At 71.9% G+C, this 21600-nt stretch carries 13 protein-coding genes; 9 read left to right on the plus strand and 4 right to left on the minus strand.

Features of this window, described 5'->3' with window-relative positions:
• Positions 1–5: 5 nt before the first annotated feature.
• Both WMF45_RS23520 and WMF45_RS23525 read right to left on the minus strand, forming a co-directional pair.
• Positions 6–1892 (minus strand): phosphoenolpyruvate carboxykinase (GTP), encoded by a 1887-nt coding sequence (locus WMF45_RS23520; protein ID WP_437719571.1) that lies wholly within the window; start codon positions 1890–1892, stop codon positions 6–8.
• A 357-nt stretch (positions 1893–2249) separates the two neighbouring features.
• Positions 2250–2429 carry a hypothetical protein gene (locus WMF45_RS23525; RefSeq protein ID WP_437719083.1) on the minus strand — a complete coding sequence of 60 codons (180 nt, stop codon included), beginning with the start codon at positions 2427–2429 and terminating at the stop codon, positions 2250–2252.
• Between the two features lie 150 nt (positions 2430–2579).
• On the opposite strand from WMF45_RS23525, the gene WMF45_RS23530 reads away from it, so the two are divergent.
• Complete coding sequence (locus tag WMF45_RS23530) at positions 2580–5315, plus strand: protein kinase domain-containing protein (RefSeq protein WP_437719084.1); 2736 nt, start codon at positions 2580–2582, stop codon at positions 5313–5315.
• Positions 5316–5470: 155 nt separating this feature from the next.
• Here the strand turns inward: WMF45_RS23530 and WMF45_RS23535 are convergent, their stop codons facing one another.
• Positions 5471–7441 carry a DUF6345 domain-containing protein gene (locus tag WMF45_RS23535; RefSeq protein WP_437719085.1) on the minus strand — a complete coding sequence of 657 codons (1971 nt, stop codon included), beginning with the start codon at positions 7439–7441 and terminating at the stop codon, positions 5471–5473.
• A gap of 220 nt (positions 7442–7661) precedes the next feature.
• Here WMF45_RS23535 and WMF45_RS23540 point away from each other — a divergent pair, with 220 nt between their 5' ends.
• The 8 genes from WMF45_RS23540 to WMF45_RS23575 all read left to right on the plus strand — a co-directional run bounded on the left by WMF45_RS23540 (position 7662) and on the right by WMF45_RS23575 (position 20377).
• Complete coding sequence (locus WMF45_RS23540; protein ID WP_437719086.1) at positions 7662–8774, plus strand: polyprenyl synthetase family protein; 1113 nt, start codon at positions 7662–7664, stop codon at positions 8772–8774.
• Positions 8771–9814, plus strand: coding sequence for a mevalonate kinase (gene mvk / locus WMF45_RS23545; RefSeq protein WP_437719087.1), 1044 nt, complete (start codon positions 8771–8773; stop codon positions 9812–9814). Before WMF45_RS23540 ends, mvk begins: the two co-directional genes overlap by 4 nt.
• Positions 9811–10824, plus strand: a complete 1014-nt coding sequence (gene mvaD, locus WMF45_RS23550; protein WP_437719088.1) for a diphosphomevalonate decarboxylase — start codon at positions 9811–9813, stop codon at positions 10822–10824. Before mvk ends, mvaD begins: the two co-directional genes overlap by 4 nt.
• The gene (locus WMF45_RS23555) at positions 10821–11822 is read left to right on the plus strand and encodes a hypothetical protein (protein ID WP_437719089.1); all 1002 of its coding nucleotides are present in this window, start codon (positions 10821–10823) and stop codon (positions 11820–11822) included. The genes mvaD and WMF45_RS23555 overlap by 4 nt, the downstream gene beginning before the upstream one ends.
• 520 nt (positions 11823–12342) lie before the next feature.
• Positions 12343–13230 (plus strand): hypothetical protein, encoded by an 888-nt coding sequence (locus tag WMF45_RS23560; RefSeq protein WP_437719090.1) that lies wholly within the window; start codon positions 12343–12345, stop codon positions 13228–13230.
• Positions 13231–13357: 127 nt separating this feature from the next.
• A complete protein-coding gene (locus WMF45_RS23565) occupies positions 13358–17272 on the plus strand; it encodes an RHS repeat-associated core domain-containing protein (RefSeq protein ID WP_437719091.1) in 3915 nt (1304 codons plus the stop codon).
• Between the two features lie 293 nt (positions 17273–17565).
• Positions 17566–19308: a hypothetical protein gene (locus WMF45_RS23570; protein ID WP_437719092.1), complete on the plus strand. Its 1743-nt coding sequence runs from the start codon at positions 17566–17568 to the stop codon at positions 19306–19308.
• 301 nt (positions 19309–19609) lie between these two features.
• Positions 19610–20377: a phosphoenolpyruvate--protein phosphotransferase gene (locus WMF45_RS23575; protein ID WP_437719093.1), complete on the plus strand. Its 768-nt coding sequence runs from the start codon at positions 19610–19612 to the stop codon at positions 20375–20377.
• Positions 20378–20465: 88 nt separating this feature from the next.
• On the opposite strand, the gene WMF45_RS23580 is transcribed toward WMF45_RS23575, so the two are convergent.
• Complete coding sequence (locus WMF45_RS23580) at positions 20466–21554, minus strand: hypothetical protein (protein WP_437719094.1); 1089 nt, start codon at positions 21552–21554, stop codon at positions 20466–20468.
• Positions 21555–21600: the final 46 nt, after the last annotated feature.

Below are 21600 nucleotides of genomic sequence, written 5' to 3' on the forward strand. Positions count from 1 at the left end.
GGCCTCTACGCCCCGGGCTCGTCGTCGTCGTCTTCGTGCTCCTCGAGGTAGCGCTCGGGCGCGAGCTCCCACCGCTCCGGCGAGCGCCAGAGCTGCGACAGGAGCAGCTCGCGCATCAGCAGGATCTCCTTGGGCAGCCGGTCGTAGAGCCGCTCGAAGAGCTCCCCGTGCGAGCCGAACTCGACCTTCCACGCCTCGCGGTCGACGGCCATCAGCTGGTAGAATTGCTCCTTCGAGAAGCGGTCCATGCCCCGCCACTCGATGTCTTCGTAGCGCGGCATCCAGCCGAGCGGGCTCTCCTCCGCGAAGCCGCGGCCGTGCACGCGGTCGACGATCCACTTGAGGACGCGCATGTTCTCCCCGAAGCCCGGCCAGAGGAAGTTGCCCTGGTCGTCCTTGCGGAACCAGTTGACCGAGAAGATGCGGGGCGGATTGACGATCTGGCGCCCCATCTGCAGCCAGTGATTGAAGTAATCGCCCATGTGGTAGCCGCAGAAGGGCAGCATCGCCATCGGGTCGCGGCGCACCTGGCCGATGTTGCCGGCGGCCGCCGCCGTCATCTCCGAGCCGATCGTCGCTGCCGTGTAGACGCCGAAGCTCCAGTTGAACGACTGCACCACGAGGGGCACCGTCGTCGCGCGCCGCCCGCCGAAGACGATCGCGCTGACGGGCACCCCGTTCGGGTCGTCCCAGCGCGGATCGATCGACGGACACTGCGACGCAGGCGTCGTGAAGCGCGCGTTCGGGTGGGCCGCCTTGCGCCCGCAGTCCGGGGTCCAGTGCTTCCCCTGCCAGTCGATGAGCTCCGGCGGCGGCTCGTCGGTCATCCCTTCCCACCAGACGTCGCCGTCGGGCGTGAGCCCCACGTTGGTGAAGATCGTCCCCTTCCGGATGGTCGCCATCGCGTTCGCGTTCGACTTGTCCGACGTCCCGGGGGCCACGCCGAAATAGCCCGCCTCCGGGTTGATCGCATAGAGCTGCCCGTCCCGCCCGGGCTTCATCCAGGCGATGTCGTCGCCCACCGTCGTGATCTTCCAGCCCGCGAACGCCTTCGGCGGGATGAGCATGGCGAAGTTCGTCTTGCCGCACGCGCTCGGGAAGGCCGCGGCCACATACGTCTTCTCGCCCTTCGGCGACTCGACCCCCAGGATCAGCATGTGCTCCGCGAGCCACCCCTGCTCCCTGCCGAGGACGGAGGCGATGCGCAGCGCGAAGCACTTCTTGCCGAGCAGCGCATTGCCGCCATAGCCGCTCCCGTAGGACCAGATCAGCCGCTCTCCCGGGAAGTGGACGATGTACTTGTGCTCCGCGTTGCACGGCCACGGCACGTCGTCCTGTCCCGGGGCGAGGGGCATGCCGACCGAGTGCAGGCAGGGGACGAAATCGCCGTCTCCGAGCGCCTCGAGCACCTTGCGCCCCATGCGCGTCATGATGCGCATGCTCGCGGCGACGTACGGCGAGTCGCTGAGCTCCACGCCGATGTGCGCGTAAGGCGAGCCGACCGGGCCCATGCTGAACGGGATGACGTAGAGCGTGCGGCCCCGCATCGACCCGGCGAAGAGCCGGCGCAGCGTGCCCTTCATCTCCTGCGGCTCGGCCCAGTTGTTGGTGGGGCCGGCGTCCTGCTTTCGCCGGCTACAGATGAACGTGCGGTCTTCGACCCGCGCGACGTCGCTCGGGTCCGAGCGCGCGAGGTAGCTGTCCGGGCGCTTCTCCGGGTTCAGACGGATGAGCGTGCCCGTCTTGACCATCTGGTCGCACAGCGCGTCGTACTCCTCCTTCGAGCCGTCGCACACGTGCACGTTGTCCGGCTGGCACAGCGCGACGACCTCGGCGATCCACTGCCTGAGCTTCTCGTTCGTGATCTTCGCCCGCAGGCCGGGGATCGACACCGGCGGCGGCGGCTCCGAGTGGAACGAGCTCTGGCTGTTCTGGCTGGCTGCTACGGACACTTGCGTACCCTCCTGGCTCTCTGGGTCGAACGCGCTCTGCAAAGCGCAGGCCCTGCCCGCCCTCGACGGCAATTCTGGCCGAAATGCGGCCGGAAGGCTGCCCTGATTCTTCCTGAGCCCGATCGCTGCAGCAGGGCTACGCGCACCAGGTGCGCCCGCGAGGCGAGCCCTGCGCCGCGCGCTGGGTCGTCGATCCGCCCGAAACCCGCCCGAAATCCGTCCGGCGGTTCGCCCCGAGGGCTGCCTCGCGGGCAGCCGCGCCGCCCGCCCATACCCCCGGTGCCTACGCGCCGGTGCTCACCGTTCCTCCTCGCTGATCGTGAAGTGCGCCGTGCCGATGTCAGACGGATACGTGTGCTTGAGCAGCCGCAGTGGACCGGTGAATATCGACGGCCACGCCGCCCGCATGAACGATACGGCCTGCCACCGGAAGGCGTCGGGCAGCTCGTCTCGATGGTAAATATGCTTCTCCTGCATGGGTCTCTGGGCCCTGGCGCAAGACGCAAGACGCAAGACGCCGGCAGCCCGCCGTGGCCCGGCCCGCGGGGACGTTGACAAGGATAACCGGCTTTGCTCATATACCCAGTCCGCTCGGAGCATCGCGCGCCCCTGAGGACGGCCGGTAACATGGTGGGCACGGGTCAAGACACCTCGGACGCGGAGCCGACCCAGGCGGCGATCATGGGCAAGTACCGGCTGATCGCGAAGCTCGGCCGGGGCGGGATGGGCGACGTGTTCCTGGCGATCGCGCGCGGGCCGGGGTCCTTCAACAAGCTCGTCGTTGTCAAGCGCCATCGCGGCGTGGGCGGAGCGGGCGGGGACGGCGAGAAGGTCGTCGCCATGTTCCTGGACGAGGCGAAGCTGTCCGCCCGCCTCAACCATCCCAACATCGTCCAGACCTACGAGGTCGATCACGACGACGCCGGCTACTTCACCGTGATGGAGTACCTGGAGGGCCAGCCGCTCAGCGCGATCCTGCGGGCGGTGGCCGAGGGGGAGCCGGGCGCGGCGGGCTTCACGCGCGGCGTCTGGGTCAGGATCGTGGCCGACCTCCTGAGCGGCCTGCACTACGCGCACGAGCTCCGCGATTACGACGGCGCGCCGCTCGGCATCGTCCACCGCGACGTCTCCCCGCACAACATCTTCGTCACGTACGACGGCGCGGTGAAGCTGCTCGATTTCGGCATCGCCAAGGCGTCCATCAACACCGACCTCACCGAGACCGGGAAGCTGAAGGGCAAGACGTCGTACATGGCGCCGGAGCAGGCCGTCGGCAGCGGGTCGACCGATCGGCGGGCCGACATCTTCGTCGCGGGGATCGTGCTCTGGGAGCTCCTCACGCGGGAGCGGCTCTTCGGGGGCGACGCCGTGAGCGCGCTCTGGAAGCTGGCGGCCGTGGACGAGATCCCGCGGCCCTCGCTCCTCCGGCCGGACGTGCCCCCGGGCCTCGACGCCATCGTGGTGCGGGCGCTCGACCGCGATCCGGCGAAGCGGTTCGCGACCGCGCAGGAGATGCGTGCGGCGCTCGAGGACTACCTTCGCGCGTCGGGCGAGGACGTCGGGTCCGACGAGATCGGCGCGCTCATGCTGGGGGTATTCGCGGAGCGCCGGGCGAGCATGCAGCGGCAGGTCAAGGCGTACCTCGATCAGAGCGCGCAGGGCGTCGACCGCCCGAGCGTGCCCGTCGAGCCGCGCCTCTCTCGCGTGAGCCAGTTCGAGGGCGCAGAAGGGAGGCGCATTCAGCCCGTGATCGCCCTCGACGAGGAGCTCGGGCAGAGGACGTCGGGGACGCCGGCCCCAGGGCGCTCCGCCTCGGACTCGACGAGCCTGAAGTCGAACCTCCGCACCGCCGCCGCCGGGCCTCAGCAGCGCAGCTACTGGATCGGGGCGCTCGGCGCGGCCGTGCTGGTCGCGGCGGCGGCGTTCTCGACGCGCCGCCCTGGTGGGCAGGCGCCAGCAGCCGGCTCCGCCGCGGCCGTGCTCGTCGAGCCGGACGCCGGCGCTCGCTGCACCGGGGTGCTCCGCGTCCGGATCACGACGGGCGACACGGGGACGGCCACCGACATCTCGCCGCCGTACAACTACGGGGTCTACGACTACCTGCGTCACCTCAACGACAGTCAGGGAGGGCTCCGGGGCTGTCCCATCGACGTCGACATGAAGGACGCGCAGTACGACCCCGCCAGGACGGAGGAGGTCATCGAGGCGTGGCGGCGGCAGCCCGGGTGGAGCGAGGTCTCCACGCTGTTCGTGTTCGGCACCGGGCCGACGACCCGTGTGGCCCCGAGGCTCACGGAGGAGAAGAAGCTCATCATTCCCGGCTCGTACGCCGGCTCGCTCGCCACGCCGGTGCCGATCTCCGCGGACGTGTCCCACGCCGAGTTCAACGCCCTGGGCCAGAGCGCCTCCGCGACAGAGCACAAGACGAGCCCTGGATATCCCTACATCTTCTTTCCGGCCACGGACTACTCGACAGCGATCCGCATCGGCATCAAGGCCGCCTGGAAGATCGCGCCCGGACGCATCGCGATGGTGCACGACACGATAGACAAGTGTCTTTACTGCGTCGATCCGCTCGCCGCGGGCAAGGCCTACGTGGAGGAGCTGCCCGGGATGCTGCTCGGCCAGGATCTCATCGTCCCGCAGACGTCGTCCCTCGAGGACGAGGGGCGCATCGTCGACGCGGTGATCGGCTATGTGAAGCGGGAGATCGAGAAGAAGCGAGCGGATCCGTCGTATGTGCCGGCGAGCTGGTTCTGGGCCGGCAACAGCGTCCTCTCCTCGTCCTTCGTCGGGAAGGGCGCGGCCGCGGCGCAGAAGCTCATCCAGCAGGCGTTCCCGGGGCCCGAGAAGAACCGCTGGCAGCTGCGCGTGATGGCGAACAACTGGGGCATCGGCGAGAGGACCCTGGCGATCTGCGGGGCCGACTGCGCGGGGATCTTCTATGGGCTGTTCCCGGTGCCCGTCTACGGCGACACGCAGCACTCGAGCGGGATGGCGGAGATGCTGCGGATCCACAGGGCCTACCGGGAGAAGGACGGCCACCCGCTGGAGCTGCACCAGGACCAGCCCTACGTCCAGGGCCACGCCGCGGCGCTCATGTGGCGCAAGGCCGTCGAGCGGGCCATCGACGCCGGCCGCACGCACCCGACCGGAGAGGACCTGAAGGCCGCGCTCGAGGGCTTTCAGAACGTGGTGCTCGACGGGATGACGGCAGGGCCGATCTCGTTCAGCGCGACGGACCATCGGCCGCAGGCGAACGAGTCGGTGTACACGATCGGGGCCGCGGACGGGGGCGGAGTCGGGTTTCGGTTCGTCGATCACTGCTCGATCGAGCTCGACGCGAAGTGGCTCGGGTACTGAGCTGAGCCCGCGCCGCGCTGCCGGGAGTGGCAGAGAGGCCCGAGAGAATGGAACCGCCAAGACGCCACAAGACGCCAAGATTTTTCTATGTTTCTTGGCGTCTTGTGGCGTCTTGGCGGTTCCTCTCTTTCTGCGACGAACCTCCCGCAACAGGGCTATGTCGGCCCAGAGATCCGCCAGAACCCGATCCGCGCCGCCCCCGTCAGATCCGGCCCGACCGGCCCCTTCCCCCAGAAATGGTCATCGTAGTTGGGCACCGCCCACCCCTGCCCGTACGCCCCCATCACCGCGTAAATCACCTCGTCGTCCGGCTGGACCTCGATCGCCGTCGTCACCCACGCCTGCCGCACCGGCGCCGGGCTCGCGTCGTCGAGCAGGTAGCGCGCAAACATCGATCCCTCGGTCGTGTCGTCGAACGACTCCGTCGCATAGCCGAGCAAGAGATGCAGCCCATCGAACGCGCCCGCCCACCGGTAGCGCCACGCGCCGCCGTCGTCCTGGAGCGGGCCGCAGGCGGCCACCACCATCCACTCCAGGTTGGCATTGCCCCACCGGGCGTCGCTGAAATGGAGGACCCGGTCGTTCATCGCGCTGCAGAACATGAACCCGACGCCGTTCGCGTGCCCCGTGTAGAACGTGAGATCCACCGAATCCGCGAACGACGCGTCCTGGCCGCCCAGCGCCGGATCCTTGAAATCGACCTCCCACGCGCGCTGATCGCCCCAGTTGAAGCGAGACTCGATTCCCCCCTCCCCGAAGCTCTTCATCAGCCCATCGACGTTCGCCGCCGAGTGATCCAGGCCGCCGCAGAGCCCGACCCACTCGGCGCCGACCACCGCGCGGCCATCGTCGACCGGCGGCGGGATCGGCGGGCGCGCCGCGCCAAGCCCCCCGGACGCGCGGCCGAACGAGAGCCGCTGCGCCGCCGTCGCGACCAGACCGTCGGCGTCCGTGACATAGAGCGAGAGCGTCTCCGTCTCCCCGCGAAGACCAGAGACGCCAGACACCTTCACCCGCGCGCTGCCTTCGCGCGCTTCGCGCGCTTCGCCCACCGCGTCGAGCACGTCGAGCGAGCGCGCCGACGATACCCACCTGTACGTGTATGGAGCAGCACCTCCGGTGACGCTCGCCTCCGCGACCGCGGTCGCGCCGTCCACACGCACCGAGATCTCGGCGCTCGGAGCGTCTATGACGGCCGGCACGATCCTCTTGCGGACGTCCACCACCTCCCCGCCGACCGTCCGCCGTGCGCTGCACACATAATGGGGCAGGATCCTCCGTACCTCGCGGGAGAGCGGCGGCGCGTAATAGACGAGCTCCGGCTCGGCCGCGATCACCGCGCCGCCACCCAGCGCGCCGGCGCACAGCGCGGGGGCCTCGGAGGCCGGGACGATCGCGACGTCCTCCCCTCGCGCGAGCTCGCGCCGCGCGTAGATCAGGTGGGTCACGGCGCCCTCGCCGTCGAACGTCACACGGACCTTGGCCCCGGGGCCGATCAGCCGGATCCCCTCGAGCTCGTCGCGAAAGCTCACCTGCGTGTCGAGCTCGGCCCGAGCCACATAACGGCCCTCCGCGTCGACCGCCTCGAGCAGCGAATGGCCGACGGCAAGCTCGCTCCCGACCGGCAAGCCCGCGGCGTCCAGCGCGGCCCACGCGCGCGCCGCCGCGTCCGGCTCCGGCAGGACGCGCAGCGCCGCGAGCGCCTCGAAATCCAGGGCGTCATCGCCCGCCGACGTCTCGAAGCCACGCTCGTCACGGAACCCAGGCGCGGGCGGCGCGTCGGCCTTCCTCGTGGGCAAGCGCTGGAATCGCGCGCTGTCGAGGTAGCGAATCGCGCCGTCGGCCACGAGCGCGCCGGCGCCTCCCCGCGCGGGATCCTCCGCGAGCCCGAGCGCGCCGGCGAGCGCCGACGCGCGCGCGACGTCGGCGCCGCCGCCGATCACGCGGTACGCGGGCAGGAATCGCGTCTCCCTGCCTGGCGACCCCGCGGCGGGCGACGCCGCGCGGAACACGCCGCGATCGGCGCTCTCCGGGAGATCCTCGCGGGCGTCGCGGCCGCCGCACCCGGCGGCGCCGAGGGTCACGAGGAGAACGACGCCCAACACCCCATCCGGTGATCTCTTCATCAAAGTCCCCCTTTCCCTGCGGCGACGGCGAGGCTCGGCGCGCAACTCCGCACGAGCGATCTCGCAGGGAGCCTCCGCGCGGCGCTCGCGGCCCGCGACGCGAGCACCACGCATTGCACGACCCAAGCCACCTCGGCCGCGCCGCTCCGCGGCGCGAATCCCCTCGCTCTCGGCCGAGATTGACCGCCTCGCGTCCGGCTCCTAGGCTGCCGCGCATTCCATGACAGCGCACACGAAGGACGGAGAGAGCGCGGCCGGCGCCGGCGATCGGACGCTCGAAGGGACAGCGGATCCCGGCGCGCGCCTGTTCCTCGACTTTCTCTCCTCGATCCGCCCCCGCGTCGACGCCGCGCTCGATCAGCGCTGGCGCGACAAGGCGGCCTCCATGCAGCGCTACGGCCGCGAGGTCGAGGCCATGGTCTCCGAGGCGCGGAGCCTCACCCTGCGCGGCGGCAAGCGGTTCCGCGCGGGGCTGCTCGTCGCCGCCTACCAGGGCGTCGCGCCGGACGCGCCGCTCGGCCCCGCGATCGACGCCGGCATCGCGCTCGAGCTGCTCCAGACGTACCTGCTCATCCAGGACGACTGGATCGACGGCGACACCGTCCGGCGCGGAGACCGCACCGTCCACGTCGCGCTGACCGAGACGCTCGGCGATCCGCACCTCGGGGCCTCGTCCGCGATCCTCGCGGGCGACCTCACCTGGAGCTTCGCGCTGAGCACGCTCGCTGGCGCGGACGCACCGCCGGCGACGACGCTCGCGGCCGTCCGGCTGTTCTGCAAGATGCACGAGGACGTCGTGATCGGGCAGCACCTCGACGTCGTCGGCCGGGCCGAGGACGTCGAGCAGATGCACGCGCTCAAGACCGGCAGCTACACGGTGCGCGGCCCGCTCGCGCTGGGCGCCACGCTGGCCGGCGCGCCGGCCGAGACCGTGGCGGCGCTCGAGCGGTTCGCGGCGCCCGTGGGCGTCGCCTTCCAGCTGCGTGACGACCTCCTCGGCACCTTCGGGAGCGCCGCGGCGACCGGCAAGCCGGTCGGCAACGATCTGCGCGCCGGCAAGCGCACCGCGGTGCTGGCCGCGGCCGAGGGGCGCCTCGACGCCGCGGGCCGGAGCGCCGTCGAGCGCGCGCTCGGCCGCAAGGACGCGAGCGACGACGCCGTGGCGGCCGCGACGCTCGCGCTCGAGGCGTGCGGCGCGCGGCGCGCGGTCGAGGAGCGGCTCTCCGCCCTGTGCGGCGAGGCCGAGGTCCTCGCGCGCTCGCTGCCCGTGAGCGCGCCGGCGCGGCAGATCCTGTGCGGGGCCGCGAGCGCGCTCCGGTGGACCGGCGCATGACCGAGGCGCTCGGCGAGGCGTCCGGCAAGGTCATCCTGCTCGGCGAGCACGCCGTCGTGTACGGGGCGCCCGCGCTCGCCGCCGGCATCGAGCGCGGCGCCCGCGCGCGGGCGACCCGCTGCTCCGGCGCGAGCGCCCTCCTCCTCGGCGGGCGCGAGCTCCGCGCGGCGCCGGCCGAGGTGGACGTCGCGCGGGCGTTCGCGGCGCTCCTCGGGGCGCTGCCCGACGTCGGCCCGGTGCGCGTCGAGGCGGAGAGCGATCTGCCGCCCGGCGGCGGCCTGGGCAGCTCGGCCGCGCTCGGGGTCGCGATCGCCCGGTCGGTGGCCGCGCTCGCGCGCGCGCCCGAGGCCGCCGCGCGGACCGCGTCGCGGACCGCGTCCGAAGGCGCAACCGCCGTGCACACCGCGGCCGACGCCGCCGCCGTGACCGACGCCGCCGCCGCCTGGGAGCGCGTCTTCCACGGCAACCCGTCGGGCATCGACACGACGGCCGCGGCCCGCGGCGGCTGCTTCCGCTTCACCCGGGCGCACGGCGCCACCTCCGTCGCCCCGCGCGACGACCTGTGGCTCTGCGTGGGCTCGACCGGGGTGTCGTCGTCCACGCGCAGCATGGTCGAGCTCGTGGCGAGGCTCTTCGAGCGCAAGCCCACGCTGGCCGCGACGTCCATCGCGGGCATCACCGCGCTCGTCGAGAACGCCGCCCTCGCGATCGAGGCGGGCGACGCGGTAGCGCTCGGCCGGCTGATGGACCTGAACCAGATGCTCCTCGCCGGCATGTTCGTCTCGACCGAGGCGATCGAGGCCCTGTGCAAGCTCGCGCGCGAGGCCGGCGCGCTCGGCGCCAAGCTCACCGGCGCCGGCGGCGGCGGCTCGGTCATCGCGCTGCTCCCGCCGCCTCCGCCGGGCGACGGCACCGGGGCGGCGGCGTCGAACAGCGCCGCGGACCGCGTGCTCGCCGCCTGGCGCGACGCGGGCTACAGCGGCTTCGTCACCCGGGTGAAGGCGGGCATGACGAGGACGGAGCCACAGGAGCAAACATGAGCGTCGTGAGCCGGGCGACCGCGATCGCCCATCCGAACATCGCCCTCGCGAAGTACTGGGGCAAGCGGGCCGATGGCCACAACCTGCCCGCCGTCCCGAGCCTCTCGGTGACGCTCGCCGGGATGGAGACCACGACCGAGGTCGCCTTCGACGCGTCGCTCGATCGCGACGAGCTCCACCTCGGCGGCGCGGCCTTGCCGCCGGACGCGGAGGCGACGCGCCGGGTCGCCGGGCTCCTCGACCGGGTCCGCGCCGCCTCGGGGAGGCGCGAGCGCGCCCGCGTTGTCAGCCGGAACGACTTCCCCACCGCGGCGGGCCTCGCCTCGAGCGCGTCGGCGTTCGCCGCGCTCGCGCTCGCCGCGAGCGCCGCCGCGGGCCTGCCCACCGCGCCTGCGCTGGTGAGCGATCTCGCGAGGAAGACCTCGGTCTCGGCCGCGCGGTCCGCGTTCGGCGGCTTCGTCGAGCTCCGCGCCGGCCGCCCCGGGGACGAGGCGCTCGCCGCGACGCCGCTCGCGCCCGAGGACCACTGGCCGCTCGCGGTCGTGATCGCGGTGACGCGCGAGGGTCCGAAGGACGTGGGCTCCAGCGACGGCATGCGGCACACCGCGATGACGAGCCCGTACTTCCCCGCGTGGGTGGACGCGGCGCCGTCGCTCTTCGACGCGGTCCGCGCCGCGGTCCTCGCGCGCGATCTCGCCGCGCTCGGCGCCGCGGCCGAGGCGAGCGCCCTGTGCATGCACGCCTCGAGCATCGCCGCCTCGCCGGGCCTGCTCTACTGGACCGGCGCCACCGTCGAGGTGATCGCCGCGGTGCGGAGGCTCCGCGCCCAGGGGACGCCGGCGTTCTTCACCATCGACGCCGGCCCGCACGTGAAGGTCTTCACGACGCCCGAGGCGCAGGCCGCCGTGGGCGCGGCGCTGCTCGCCGTCCCTGGCGTCCTCCGCACCATCACGGCGGTCCCCGGCGGCGGAGCCCGCCTCGCGTCCTCTTCCGGTTCCGGGGGCGCGTGATCGTCCGGGCGCCTGGCAAGCTTGTCCTCTCGGGCGCCTACGCCGTGCTCGAGGGCGCGCCCGCGCTGGTGGCCGCCGTCGATCGGTACGTCCTCGCCGACCCGGCGCGGCCCGCCGCGCTCGTCACCGAGGAGGTCCAGGCCGCGATCGACGCCGGCGCGCTCGACGCGGCGGCGTGGTTCGACGCGTCGGCGCTCCGCTCGGCGGCGCCGGAGCCGCCTCTGGCCTCGCCGGGCGCGCCGCCCCGCGAGGCGAGCCGCAAGCTGGGCCTCGGATCGAGCGCCGCCATCCTCGTCGCGACGCTCGCCGCGCGCGCCGCGGCGGCCTCGGAGGCGCGGGCGGCGCGCGCGTCCACCGAGGACCGGCGCGCGCCCGCGTGGGACCCGCGCGCGCTCTTCCTCGACGCGCTCGCGGCGCACCGGCGCGCGCAGGGCGGAGGCAGCGGCGTGGACGTCGCGGCGAGCGTCTACGGCGGCGTGCTCTGCTGCCGGCTCGGGCCGGGCGGCGAGCTCGACGTCGCGCCGCACGCCCTGCCGGGCGGGCTCGTGATCGAGGTCTTCGCCAGCGACGCCTCGGCGCGCACGAGCGCCATGCTCGAGCGCGTGCGCGCGCTCGCCGCCCGCGAGCCCGAGGCGCACCGCGCGCTGCTCGGCGCGGCCGCCGAGGGGGCGCGCGCCGCGATCGAGGCCGCGGACGCCCGCGCGCTCGTGGCCGCGCTGGATCGCCAGGTCGACGCGCTCGCCGAGCTCGGCGACCGTTCGGGCGCGCCGATCGTCACCCCCGCGCTCAGGCGCCTCCGCCCCGCCGCGGCCGCCGAAGGCGCAGCGATCGCGCCGAGCGGCGCGGGCGGAGGCGACGTCTCCCTCTTCGTCGGCGGCGCGCCGCCCTCGACGGCATGGCTTGCCGCGGCGCGTGAAGCCGGCCTCGAGCGCGTGCCGATGTCGCTCGGCGCCCCCGGCGTCCACGTGCTGGACGCAGCGCCTCCGCTCCCCGCCTGAGCGCGTCCCCTCGCCGATCGTGCGCCGCGCGGTGCCGGAGCGCTTGGCACGGAGCCCGCTCTGCTCGCTCCCGGATCGACCGCGGCGCTGCGCTCGGGCGACGCACCGCGGTCCTTCATGAGGCCTTCGGGACGCGAACAGCAGGGAAAGCATGGACTTCGTGGAGCCGGCGATGCTGCAGCGCCGCCGTGAAAGCTTGAGTTTTCATGGTGATACCGCCTGGACGGCCGATGAGCGCGGTGGGCGCCCGGTCCTCCAAGGCGGGCTCCGCGGGCAGGAGGCTGCCGGCGCGGGCTCGGCGGGCGTGACCTGCGTTCACAGCGCGCTGATGCATCGGCGCGCGCAGGCGCGCCGGACCGCCGACCGTCGGTCGCGGTTCGGCCGCGGGGGGTGGTGAACGGGGTGAGGTGGCACGAGGACCAGAGGACCAGGTGAGGAGGGGGGCTCCATGACGACGTGCGATCGAGAGCTTTGCCGATTGGAGGATGTGCTTGGCGCCAGCATGGCCGAGTCGAGGGCCATGCTGGCAGCGTTCGGCGTCCAGGTCGCACCGCTGCGGAGGCGCACCGCGAGCACGTACCTGGGGCGGGTGCTGGTCCACCCGTACAACCTGCTCGTCGTGGGGAGCGCGCTCCTCCTGAGCTTCATCGGCTGGAGCCCGCTGCTCCTGCTGCTCGGGCTCGGGGCGGAGCTCGTGATCCTGTGCGTCGTCCCCTGGCGCGGCTTCTTCCGGCGCAGCATCGACGCGCAGCTCGACGAGGTGGATCGAGCGGCCTGGTCGCGGGCGCGCGAGTCGTTGATCCGGCAGATGGACATCCGGCACCAGCAGGAGCTCGCGCGCCTCGATCGGCTGATCGATCGCACCCGCGAGAACATCCGGCGCCGCGGCGGATCGATCCCGCCCCTGCTCGACGAGGGCTTCGGCCTGAGCCGCCTCATCATGAGCTACATCCGCCTCGCGATCGCGCACAAGGCCGGCCAGGAGTCGCTCGCGATGACCAACCATGGCGAGCTCATGGACACGATCCGCTCGCTCGAGGCGGTCCGGAGCACGTCCGCGGGGCGGACCCGCGGGCTGTCCGAGCGGCGCCTCTCGATCGCCTACCGGCGCGCCGAGTGCTGGAGCCAGACCCGCGAAGGGCTGGAGGTCGTGTCGCAGAAGCTCGCCACCATCCTGGAGCTCATCCAGCTCATGCACGAGCAGTCGATGACGCCGGTGGATTCGCCCGCGACGTGCGTGGAGATCGACAGGTTCATGCGCGAGCTCGACGATCTCGACAACGGCGAGAGCACGCAGCGCGAGCTCGCGGAGCTCGACATGGACATGGACAGGGCGTTCGAGCTCGAGGAGCTCGAGACCGAGCACATCCAGCACAGCCGCCCCCCGATGCGCCTCGTCGCGCGCTGAGCGGCGCGGATCGGCGGCGCCGGCGGGCGCGATCGCTCGGCGACGCGGGGGAGCGCGCGCGGCGTCCTGCGTTCGCCGCGTCGCGAACTCCGTTGTACTTTCGCGTCGCGCCGTCGAGCATGGCCGGATGCGAACAGCGCCTGCGCCGAACATCCCCGCGATCCCCGGCATGAACCCGGGTGTCTTCGTCATGGGCGGCGGAGGAGGCGGCGGAGGGGCCGGGGGGAAAGGCGGCGGAGGCTCGACAGGCGCGCGGGGAGCCGACGGGAAGGGCGGCGGCGGCGACGCGAACGGCGGCGGGAAGAGCGCGGGGTCGTGCGGCACCGGCTCGACCGACGGCGGCGGCTGCCCCAACCACCACGGGCCCGGTACGAGCGGCACCATGTCGCGCGGCGATCCGGTCGACGTCGTGACAGGCCGCGTGTTCACGTTGCCCGCCGTCGACCTCTTTCTTCCGAGCCCGCTGCCGCTCCGGATCGAGCGCACGTATTCCAGCACATCGCGCGACCGTGACGTAGGGCTCGGATCGGGGTGGACCTTCTCGCTCGCGTGGCAGGTGCTCGAGCGCCGGAGGTCGGTCCGCGTCATCACGTCCGACGGCGTGGAGCACGATTTCGGCAAGCTCGAACCGGGCGCCGGCGTGCTCGGCCCCCATGGCTGGCTCCTGCACCGAGAGGGCCTCGGGTTCCGGCTCGATCTACCGGACGGTCCGCGCCTCATTTTCGAGGTTCAGGTGCCGTCGGACGACGGCATGACCTACCGCCTCTCGGCGATCGCCGACCGCTGGGGCAACCGCATCGTCTTGGACCACGAGCAAGGCAATCTCGTTCAGGTGACTGACGCCGTCGGACGGGTCGTACGCGTCGTCCGCGGGCGCGATGGCCATATTGCCGCTCTGGAGGCGAAGAACGCGCTCGAACAGGGGCGGTGGGTCCCCTTCGTCCGGTACTCCTACGACGCTCACGGACGGCTGACCGGCGTAGAAGACGCCGATGGGGCGCTCACGACGTACGCGTACGACGAGCGAAACCTGCTGACGTCCACCACGGGCCCGACGGGCCTCACCTTCTTCTTCCGCTACGACGTGGCGAGCCGATGCGTGGAGACCTGGGGAGAGGTTCCAGGCGCCACGGACATCAGCCTCGCGGAGGATGTCCCCGCGGTCCTTGCGGATCATGAGACGAAGGCGCGAGGGGTCCTCCACACGAAGTTCGAGTACGGGGATGACGGTTACTCCGAGGCCGTGGATTCGGTCGGACTGCACCGCTATTTCGGCAACGCGCACGGCCTCGTCGCCAAGGCGGTCACGCCGCTCGGCGTCTTCATGCGCAGCTACGACGACCGCGGCTTCCTCACCTCGTTCACGGACGCGCTCGGGGCGACCACCACCTGGGAGCGCGACCTGTTCGGGCGTGAGACGAGGGTGGTCGATCCGCTCGGGCGCGTGACGACGATCCGCCGCGATCCGGCGGGTGAGATCCTCGAGGTGTTCGGGCCTGACGGCGCCTCGACGCGGGTGCACCGTGCCGGCGACGAGCTGAGCTGGACCGACCCGCTCGGCGCCACCTGCACCGTGCGCTTCGACGCGCGAGGGCAGCCTGTCCGGGCGGAGTGGCCCGACGGCAGGACCATCGTCTTCACGCGGGACGCGCACGGCAACGTGATCGAGCGCGTCGATGAGCTCGGGGCACGCACGCAGGCCAGGTACGACGCGTGGAGCCGGTGCGTCGAGATCCTCGACGCGCGCGGGGGGAGGACGGCGTTCACGTACTCGAACGCCGGCCGCCTGCTCACCGTGCGCTTGCCTGACGGGCCCATCGAGCGGTACGCCCACGATGGCGCCGGTAACATCATTGCAATCACCGACGCCGAGGGTCGCACCACGCGCCTGTCCTATGGCGGCTTCCACAAGCTCTCGCGCGTCGAGAAGCCGAACGGCGAGGTCGTGGAGCTCCGCTACAACCGCGAAGGGTGGCTCTCCTACGTCAAGAACGCCCGCGGCGAGATCTACCGCTTCACGCGGAATCCGGCGGGGCTCGTCGTGGAGGAGCACACGTTCGACGGGCGCGTCACGCGCTACGGTCACGACGCGATGGGCCGCGTCGCGTGGTCGAGGAACGGCCTGGGCGAGCGCACGGAGTACGAGCGCGACGCCGCCGGGCGGCTCGTGCGGCGGGTGTTCGCCGACGGGACGGAGGAGTCGTTCGAGCACGACGAGAACGGAGACATCGTGGCCGCGGCGTGCCCTGCCGGGCTGTTCGTGTTCCAGCGCAACGCGAACGGCTGGATCGTGTGTGAAGAGCAGCACGTCGCGGGCGAGCTCGCCGACGTGCGGATCGACTACCGCCTCACGGGCGAGGTCGCCGGGCGCCGCACGTCGCTCGGGCACGCGGCGCAATGGACCCACGACTTCGCGCGCGGACAGGTGCAGCTCGCGCTCGACGGCGAGGTCGCCTCGGTGTCCCAGAACGACGTCCTCGGCCGCGAGGTCACGCGCGTGCTCCCGGGCGGGACGAGGATCGAGGCCGCGTACGACGCGCTGGGGCGGTTGTCGGAGCGCAGGGTGATCGCGCGCGCGGCGGCGCCCGCAATCGGACCAGGACAGCCCGAATGGGTCGGCCCGGTGCCGCCGGCCACCGTCCGCGCCGAGGCGTTCCGTTACACGAGCGACGGGCTCCTCGCGATGCGCTGGGACCAGCGGCGGGGCACCACGCAGTTCTCCTACGATCCGATCGGCCAGCTCGCGCGTGTCTTGCAGGAGGGCGGAGAGGAGGCCTCGTTCAGGTACGACGAGACAGGCAACGTGCACGACGTCACGCCTGGCGCGCCGGGGCGCCTGTACGGGCCGGGAGACCGGATCGAGCGCTGCGGCGCCGAGCGCTACGTGTGGGACGCGGAAGGGCGTCTCGTCGCGCGACGCGAGCGCCGCTCCTCAGGCGAAGAGACGGTGACGCGCTACCGCTGGTCCGCCGCCGGCCGACTCGACGCCGTGGAGCGGCCGGATGGGACGGTGGTCTCGTTCGAGTACGACCCCTTCGCTCGCCGGGTGGCGAAGCGGCTGTGGCGGCGCGAGGTGGACGGCAGGCGCACGCTCCTCGAGGCGACGCGCTTCGTGTGGGACGGCGGCGCGCTGGTCCACGAGATCAAGCGCAGCGCAGCGGCCGGCGGCGCGCCCGTCGTCGAGGAGCGCACGTACGTCTTCGAGCAAGGCTCGACGATCCCGTTCGCGCACCGCGACGTGCGCACGGAGGGCGGCGTGCGCACGGTGTCGCCGTGGTGGCACTACGTGAACGACGACTCCGGCGCCCCGGAGGCGCTCGTGGGCCCCGACGGCCGGCTCGGCTGCGAGTTCCTGCGCTCCCCGTGGGGCGCGGCCGCCGTGGCCGACGGCGCCTCGACGAGCACGCCCATCCGCTTCCGCGGGCAGTATGCCGACGAGGAGACCGGGCTGTTCTACAACCGCCATCGCTACTACGACCCCAAGCTGGGCCGGTACATCAGCCCCGACCCCATCGGCATCGAGGGCGGGCTCAACCCATTCGCCTACGCCGCCAACTGCCCCACGTCCGCCGTCGACCCCGACGGGCTGATGTACTCCGTCATCAAGGACGCGCGGGGCAACGTCGTTGCCGAAGGGCACAACCAGGATATTCCGGGCGGCGGCGTCGGCGGCAGCGGTGTTAAACCCCACCGTGGGGCGACGAGCGAACGGACTTCATGCGCAGAAATTACGGCGCTCACAAGTCTTGCTCACAAGATGGGGCCCGAAACGAAGAAGGAGGACATCGCGAAGCTGTTCAATGAGGAGGGGTACACCATCGAGACCTATGAAGGGACGAAGGACGACTACAAAACGGGCATCCGCTACGGCGCCAATCCCTGTCCAGCGTGCAAGAAGATGTTCAACGACATGGGGATCACGAAGGGCATCATAGGACATGCGCCGAGGAAGTCCGAGAAAATCAAACCTTGGGACGGCGAAACGACCTACACCCCTGTCTCCAAGGGGGTACTGCAGCAGGCACGAAAGAGACGACGATGAGCGATCGAATGATTGACGGCCCAAAGCCTCCCAGAGGTACTGTGGATCGACTCCGTGGCCCGGACGGTGGGTACGCGCGGTCGCACGCTGGCCTGGCCGAGTTCTGGCGATGCCTCCCTGAAGATGTCCTGGCCCGGTCCGCTTCCGAGCAAGACGCCGATCTCCTCACGGCGCTCGACCGGTGGTTCGCGGAAGGGCCGAGCTGTGCGCTCGTCGTCGGCGCAGATCAGAAGAGGCGCACCGAGGTGCTCGCGCGATGGGCTCTCTCTATGGCGGCACGCGATAGAGCAGAGGTGATCTTTCTCCCGGTGAGCTCGTGCTTCGGAACCGCGGTGGAACGCGAGGCGCTCAAGGTGCTGCTCGGTCTGTTTCGAAGCTCGTGGTCAGCAGCATTCTCTCGACCACGCAGCCCTAATGAGCTCCGGTGGTCGATCGCCGGAGCATTGCGGTGGGATCTGGAGATGGAAGATCCTGTGTTGCTCGTGATCGTCGACGGCCTCGAGCGCGCGGCGGACTGGGAGCCTGAGAAGGGGGTACCGTTTCTGGACGAAGCCGGTTTCAGGGTGCGGTTCCTCGTGTCCGTGGGCGTGGAAGGTCCTTCGGCGCGGAGCTCGGACTGGCGTCAGCATCTCGAATGGACGGAGGAGACCTCCGCGGTGCTGCACCTACCAGGGGAGGCCACCGCCGCAGAAGAGGCGGTGCAGCAGGCGCGAGACACCCTGGCCGGGAGCGGAGATGTCGGGCGCGCGGCGGAACGATGCCTCGACGCCCTGGCGGCGGCGCTCGCGCCGGTATCGGAGGACGACCTGATCGCGGCGTTCGGGCTGTCCAGCGCGTCCATTGAGGCGCTCCACCGCGCGCCGCGTCCGGCGCGTGACCTCGTGGTCCTTGGAGACGACCGGACCTACCGCTTCCGCGACGACGCGACGCGCGCGCGCTGGGCTGCGTCGGCAGATATCGCGTCGATCGAAGACGGCATCGTTGCTCGGGGTCTGGCCAGCCTGCGCGCTGCCGGCACTCCCGAGCGTGCTCCTCTCGCCTGGCCAGCTTACCTCGTCGAATATCTGGGAGCCCACATGACGCGGCGAGCGCCTGCGCTGTCCGCCTTCATGGATCTGGTCTCACCGGCGTGGCTCGCCGCGTGGATGGACAGACCGGGAGGGCTCGTGGGGTTCGTCACGGACGCGCGCCGCGCGCGCACGACGGCAGAAGATGTGCTGTTCAACGCGTCCACCGAACCGGAGCGAGCGGCGGCGTTGAACGCCATCACCCGGTGCGCCGTCGTCGAGGGTGCGCTGTTCGCCAAGGAGGGAAGCCGGCACGGGCCGCGTGACGATCGCGCCCACCCCTACAAGGAGCCGAGCGTGGATCTCGCGAAGCCGACCGGCGCGGCGCGCGCGCGGGCGGTGGCGCTCGTCACGCTGGCAGGCCCCCTCACCGGGGCCGAACGGGAAACGGTGCAGGCATGGGCGGACGAGGCGCGGGTTGCGCTCGGTGAGGCCAGCGAGCTTGTGCCGTGTCCAATCCCCTCGTTCTCCGGTATCCCGACAGAGGCCGATCCGGAGCTCACGCGCCGGTTGCGCGACGCCGCTCCCAACAAGCTCGGGTCTCTTCTCTCCGGTCCTTATCATGAGGCTGCCGCCGCGTGCGCGGGGCTTGAGCCGGAAGAAGCGTTGCGCCTGGCTGGCAGCACGGACGGTGTCCTCCGCGTGACCGCCTTCGCGGCGATCGTGCCGCACCTGCCCGAAGCGCTCCGCGAACGAGCCGTGGCCGAGGTCATGGACGCCTACTGGCAGCACGGGGACGACGACACGCTGCGATCCGTGCTCGCATGTGCGCCGTGGATGGCGCTGGACGACGCATCATGCGTGCTCTGCGATGTGCTGGGGAACCGGTGGCAGAAAGATTTCGAGAACCTCTTGATCGGCTGGGGCGGGCTCACGGATTTCGCGCCGCTGCTGCGCAGGCTCGGCGGCTCTGCGGCGATCGTCGGCGCTGCCTCTGCGATCGCGGAGGTGGGCCGCTGGCTGCCGTAGCGGCGCCTCGGGCCCAGGCCGTGTCGAGGCCGGCGCCTCGTCGCCGACGCCCGCCAGATCACCGCCTCCGCGTCGCCGACGCCCCCCGGGAGACCCGCGCCGCGTCGCCGACGCCCGCCGGGTCACCGCCTTCGCGTCGCCAAGGCCCCCCCGGGAGACCCGCGCCGCGTCGCCGACGCCCGCCGGGTCGCCGTCGCCGCGTCGCCGACGCTCGCCGCCGCCCGCGTCGCAAAGCTGCCTCCCCTGACCGAAATCCTGCTCGCGTCTTCCGCGCCCGCGCGACAGTGATACCCCCGCCATCATGGGAAAAGCCGCGTTTCTCGCCCGCCGGCTCACGCCGAGCGGGTGCATCGTCGCAGGTACAAGGCTCGCCTCTCACCGAGAGGCGCTGAAGTCGAAGAAGATCAAGCTCGCCCCCAAGGTCGACGCAGCGGTCCAGTCCGTCATCGCGCGCACCGAGGCCGTCGAGGCGCTCGGGAGCACCGACGCCACCATGACGGAGATCGATCGCGGCGCCGACCGGTGCATCTCCGCCTTCGGCGCCCAGCTCGACGGCATCGAGCGCTCGTTCGACCACGACGACATCCTGCCGCTGAGCGATGACGAGGCCGCGCGCCGGGCCGACGCCGCGCTTGTGCGGTCGGAGGTGCTGTCGTCCGGCACAGGCTTCGTCAAGCTCGTGTACTCCCAGCAGTGGGTGCGCATGAGCGCGATGATCAAGGCGCTCGACGGCAAGGACGTGAAGGCGGCGCTGCAGCGCCTCGGGCTCGCGGCCGAGGTCGATCGCCTCCGGCGCTGGACCGCGCTCTACGGCCAGAAGCTCGGCGTCACCGAAGCGAAGAGCGCGGACCCGGCGAGCCAGGCGGTGGAGGCGTGGCACGAGGCCTACGGCACGCTCCTGGTCCAGGTCCACGCCGAGTACGACGACGACAAGGACGAGGCGCACGCGCTCCTCCGCGACCACCTCCTGTCGCCGTACGAGGACGCGGCGGAAGAGGAGCGGCGCGCCGAGCGAGCCCGCGCCGCGAGCGCCAGCAGGAAGAAGAACGAGCCCTCCGCTCCCGCCTGATCGAGGCTCGTGGAACGAGCCCACGGCGCCGACCCGGCGCGGGTCGCACGGCGGCGGCTTCCCCGGCGCACCGCCGCACCAGGACGGATCACCGGGACGCTGGCGCCTTCGCGAGGACCTCGGCGTTCTCGACCCACGCCGCGAAGACGGGCAGCTTGCTGCGACGGGCAAGGACGAGGACCAGGAACGGCATGGCGCAGCTGAAGCGCCGCGGGGGTGACATCAGGCCGAAGGAACGCGACGGCGAGGGTGCCTTTGCGCCCCCGTCGTCGAGGCGAAAGCGGATGACCTGCTCGAGAGGGCCCAGCCGAACGCGCCCGAGGGACGGACTCTCGAGCACGCGGTCGGTGAGCTCGTTTGAGCGGGCGGCGCACGCGATGTCGATCACCGGCATGAACAGGCCCTCGTCGGCGGAGAAGCGCGCGCGTGGGTGCGCGTCGTCTTCTTGAAGAAGGGAGAGCGCGCGGCTGATCGTGCGCGCTAGCGTCGGTCCGGCGGGCAACGTGGCCACGATGATCCTGACCTCGGGATCAGCCGCGCGGAGCTCGGCGACGAACTGGTTGTATGCGGCGTCGATCTCCTCGTCCGAGATGCCCACGAGCTCGGCGTCCGTGTAGCGGGGGAAATGCACGAGCGCCTGCGTTGCCCGCGACTGCCAGACGGATTCGGGCTCGTCCGGGCTCGACCACACGCCGAAGCAGGGGACCTGAACGCCGTGATGCGATCGAGGGAATGGAGCGCGGGCCAGCGGAGGATCGAAGCGTGGGTGCATTGAGAAGCCGCTCCACAGGGCGATCCTGTCCAGGTCCGCGCCGGACGGCGCGCCCAGGGGCCAGTCCACGCCGAAGAGGCGGCAGCTCTCCCGCTGGAGCACCTCGGCCGAGCTCTCGGCGAGCGGCCCAGCCCAGGCGGCCCAGTACGCCGGGTCCAGGGTGCTCTCGTCGATCAGGCTCTCGCGCATGGCCTGCGCGAGGGGCGCCGCCGGCTCACCGGTCCCGGCAGGCGCGATCTCGAGGGGAGCCCCTGCCAGCGAGGCGAGCCGCTGCCACGCGATCGCACTCACGCCGGTCCACACGAGGCTCACGCCCGGCCGGTGCTCGACGTCGAGGTGAGGGCAGACGCGCACATGCGCGTGCGGCGCGTCGTTGTGGCAGACGGCGAAGGCGGTGGGCGGCATGGCGACGAGGGCAATTTAATCGCGGACACCTGCCTCGCGCCGAGCG

This window comes from Sorangium sp. So ce448, from assembly GCF_051520915.1.
GTDB classification, from domain to species: domain Bacteria; phylum Myxococcota_A; class Polyangia; order Polyangiales; family Polyangiaceae; genus Sorangium; species Sorangium cellulosum_B.

Excerpts from the sequence above, each read along its gene's own strand:
- WMF45_RS23525 (WP_437719083.1), bottom strand. The coding sequence starts at position 2,429 with ATGCAGGAGAAGCATATTTACCATCGAGACGAGCTGCCCGACGCCTTC.
- WMF45_RS23530 (WP_437719084.1), top strand. The coding sequence starts at position 2,580 with ATGGTGGGCACGGGTCAAGACACCTCGGACGCGGAGCCGACCCAGGCG.
- WMF45_RS23535 (WP_437719085.1), bottom strand. The coding sequence starts at position 7,441 with ATGAAGAGATCACCGGATGGGGTGTTGGGCGTCGTTCTCCTCGTGACC.
- WMF45_RS23540 (WP_437719086.1), top strand. The coding sequence starts at position 7,662 with ATGACAGCGCACACGAAGGACGGAGAGAGCGCGGCCGGCGCCGGCGAT.
- mvk (WP_437719087.1), top strand. The coding sequence starts at position 8,771 with ATGACCGAGGCGCTCGGCGAGGCGTCCGGCAAGGTCATCCTGCTCGGC.
- mvaD (WP_437719088.1), top strand. The coding sequence starts at position 9,811 with ATGAGCGTCGTGAGCCGGGCGACCGCGATCGCCCATCCGAACATCGCC.
- WMF45_RS23560 (WP_437719090.1), top strand. The coding sequence starts at position 12,343 with ATGCTGGCAGCGTTCGGCGTCCAGGTCGCACCGCTGCGGAGGCGCACC.
- WMF45_RS23565 (WP_437719091.1), top strand. The coding sequence starts at position 13,358 with ATGCGAACAGCGCCTGCGCCGAACATCCCCGCGATCCCCGGCATGAAC.
- WMF45_RS23575 (WP_437719093.1), top strand. The coding sequence starts at position 19,610 with ATGGGAAAAGCCGCGTTTCTCGCCCGCCGGCTCACGCCGAGCGGGTGC.
- WMF45_RS23580 (WP_437719094.1), bottom strand. The coding sequence starts at position 21,554 with ATGCCGCCCACCGCCTTCGCCGTCTGCCACAACGACGCGCCGCACGCG.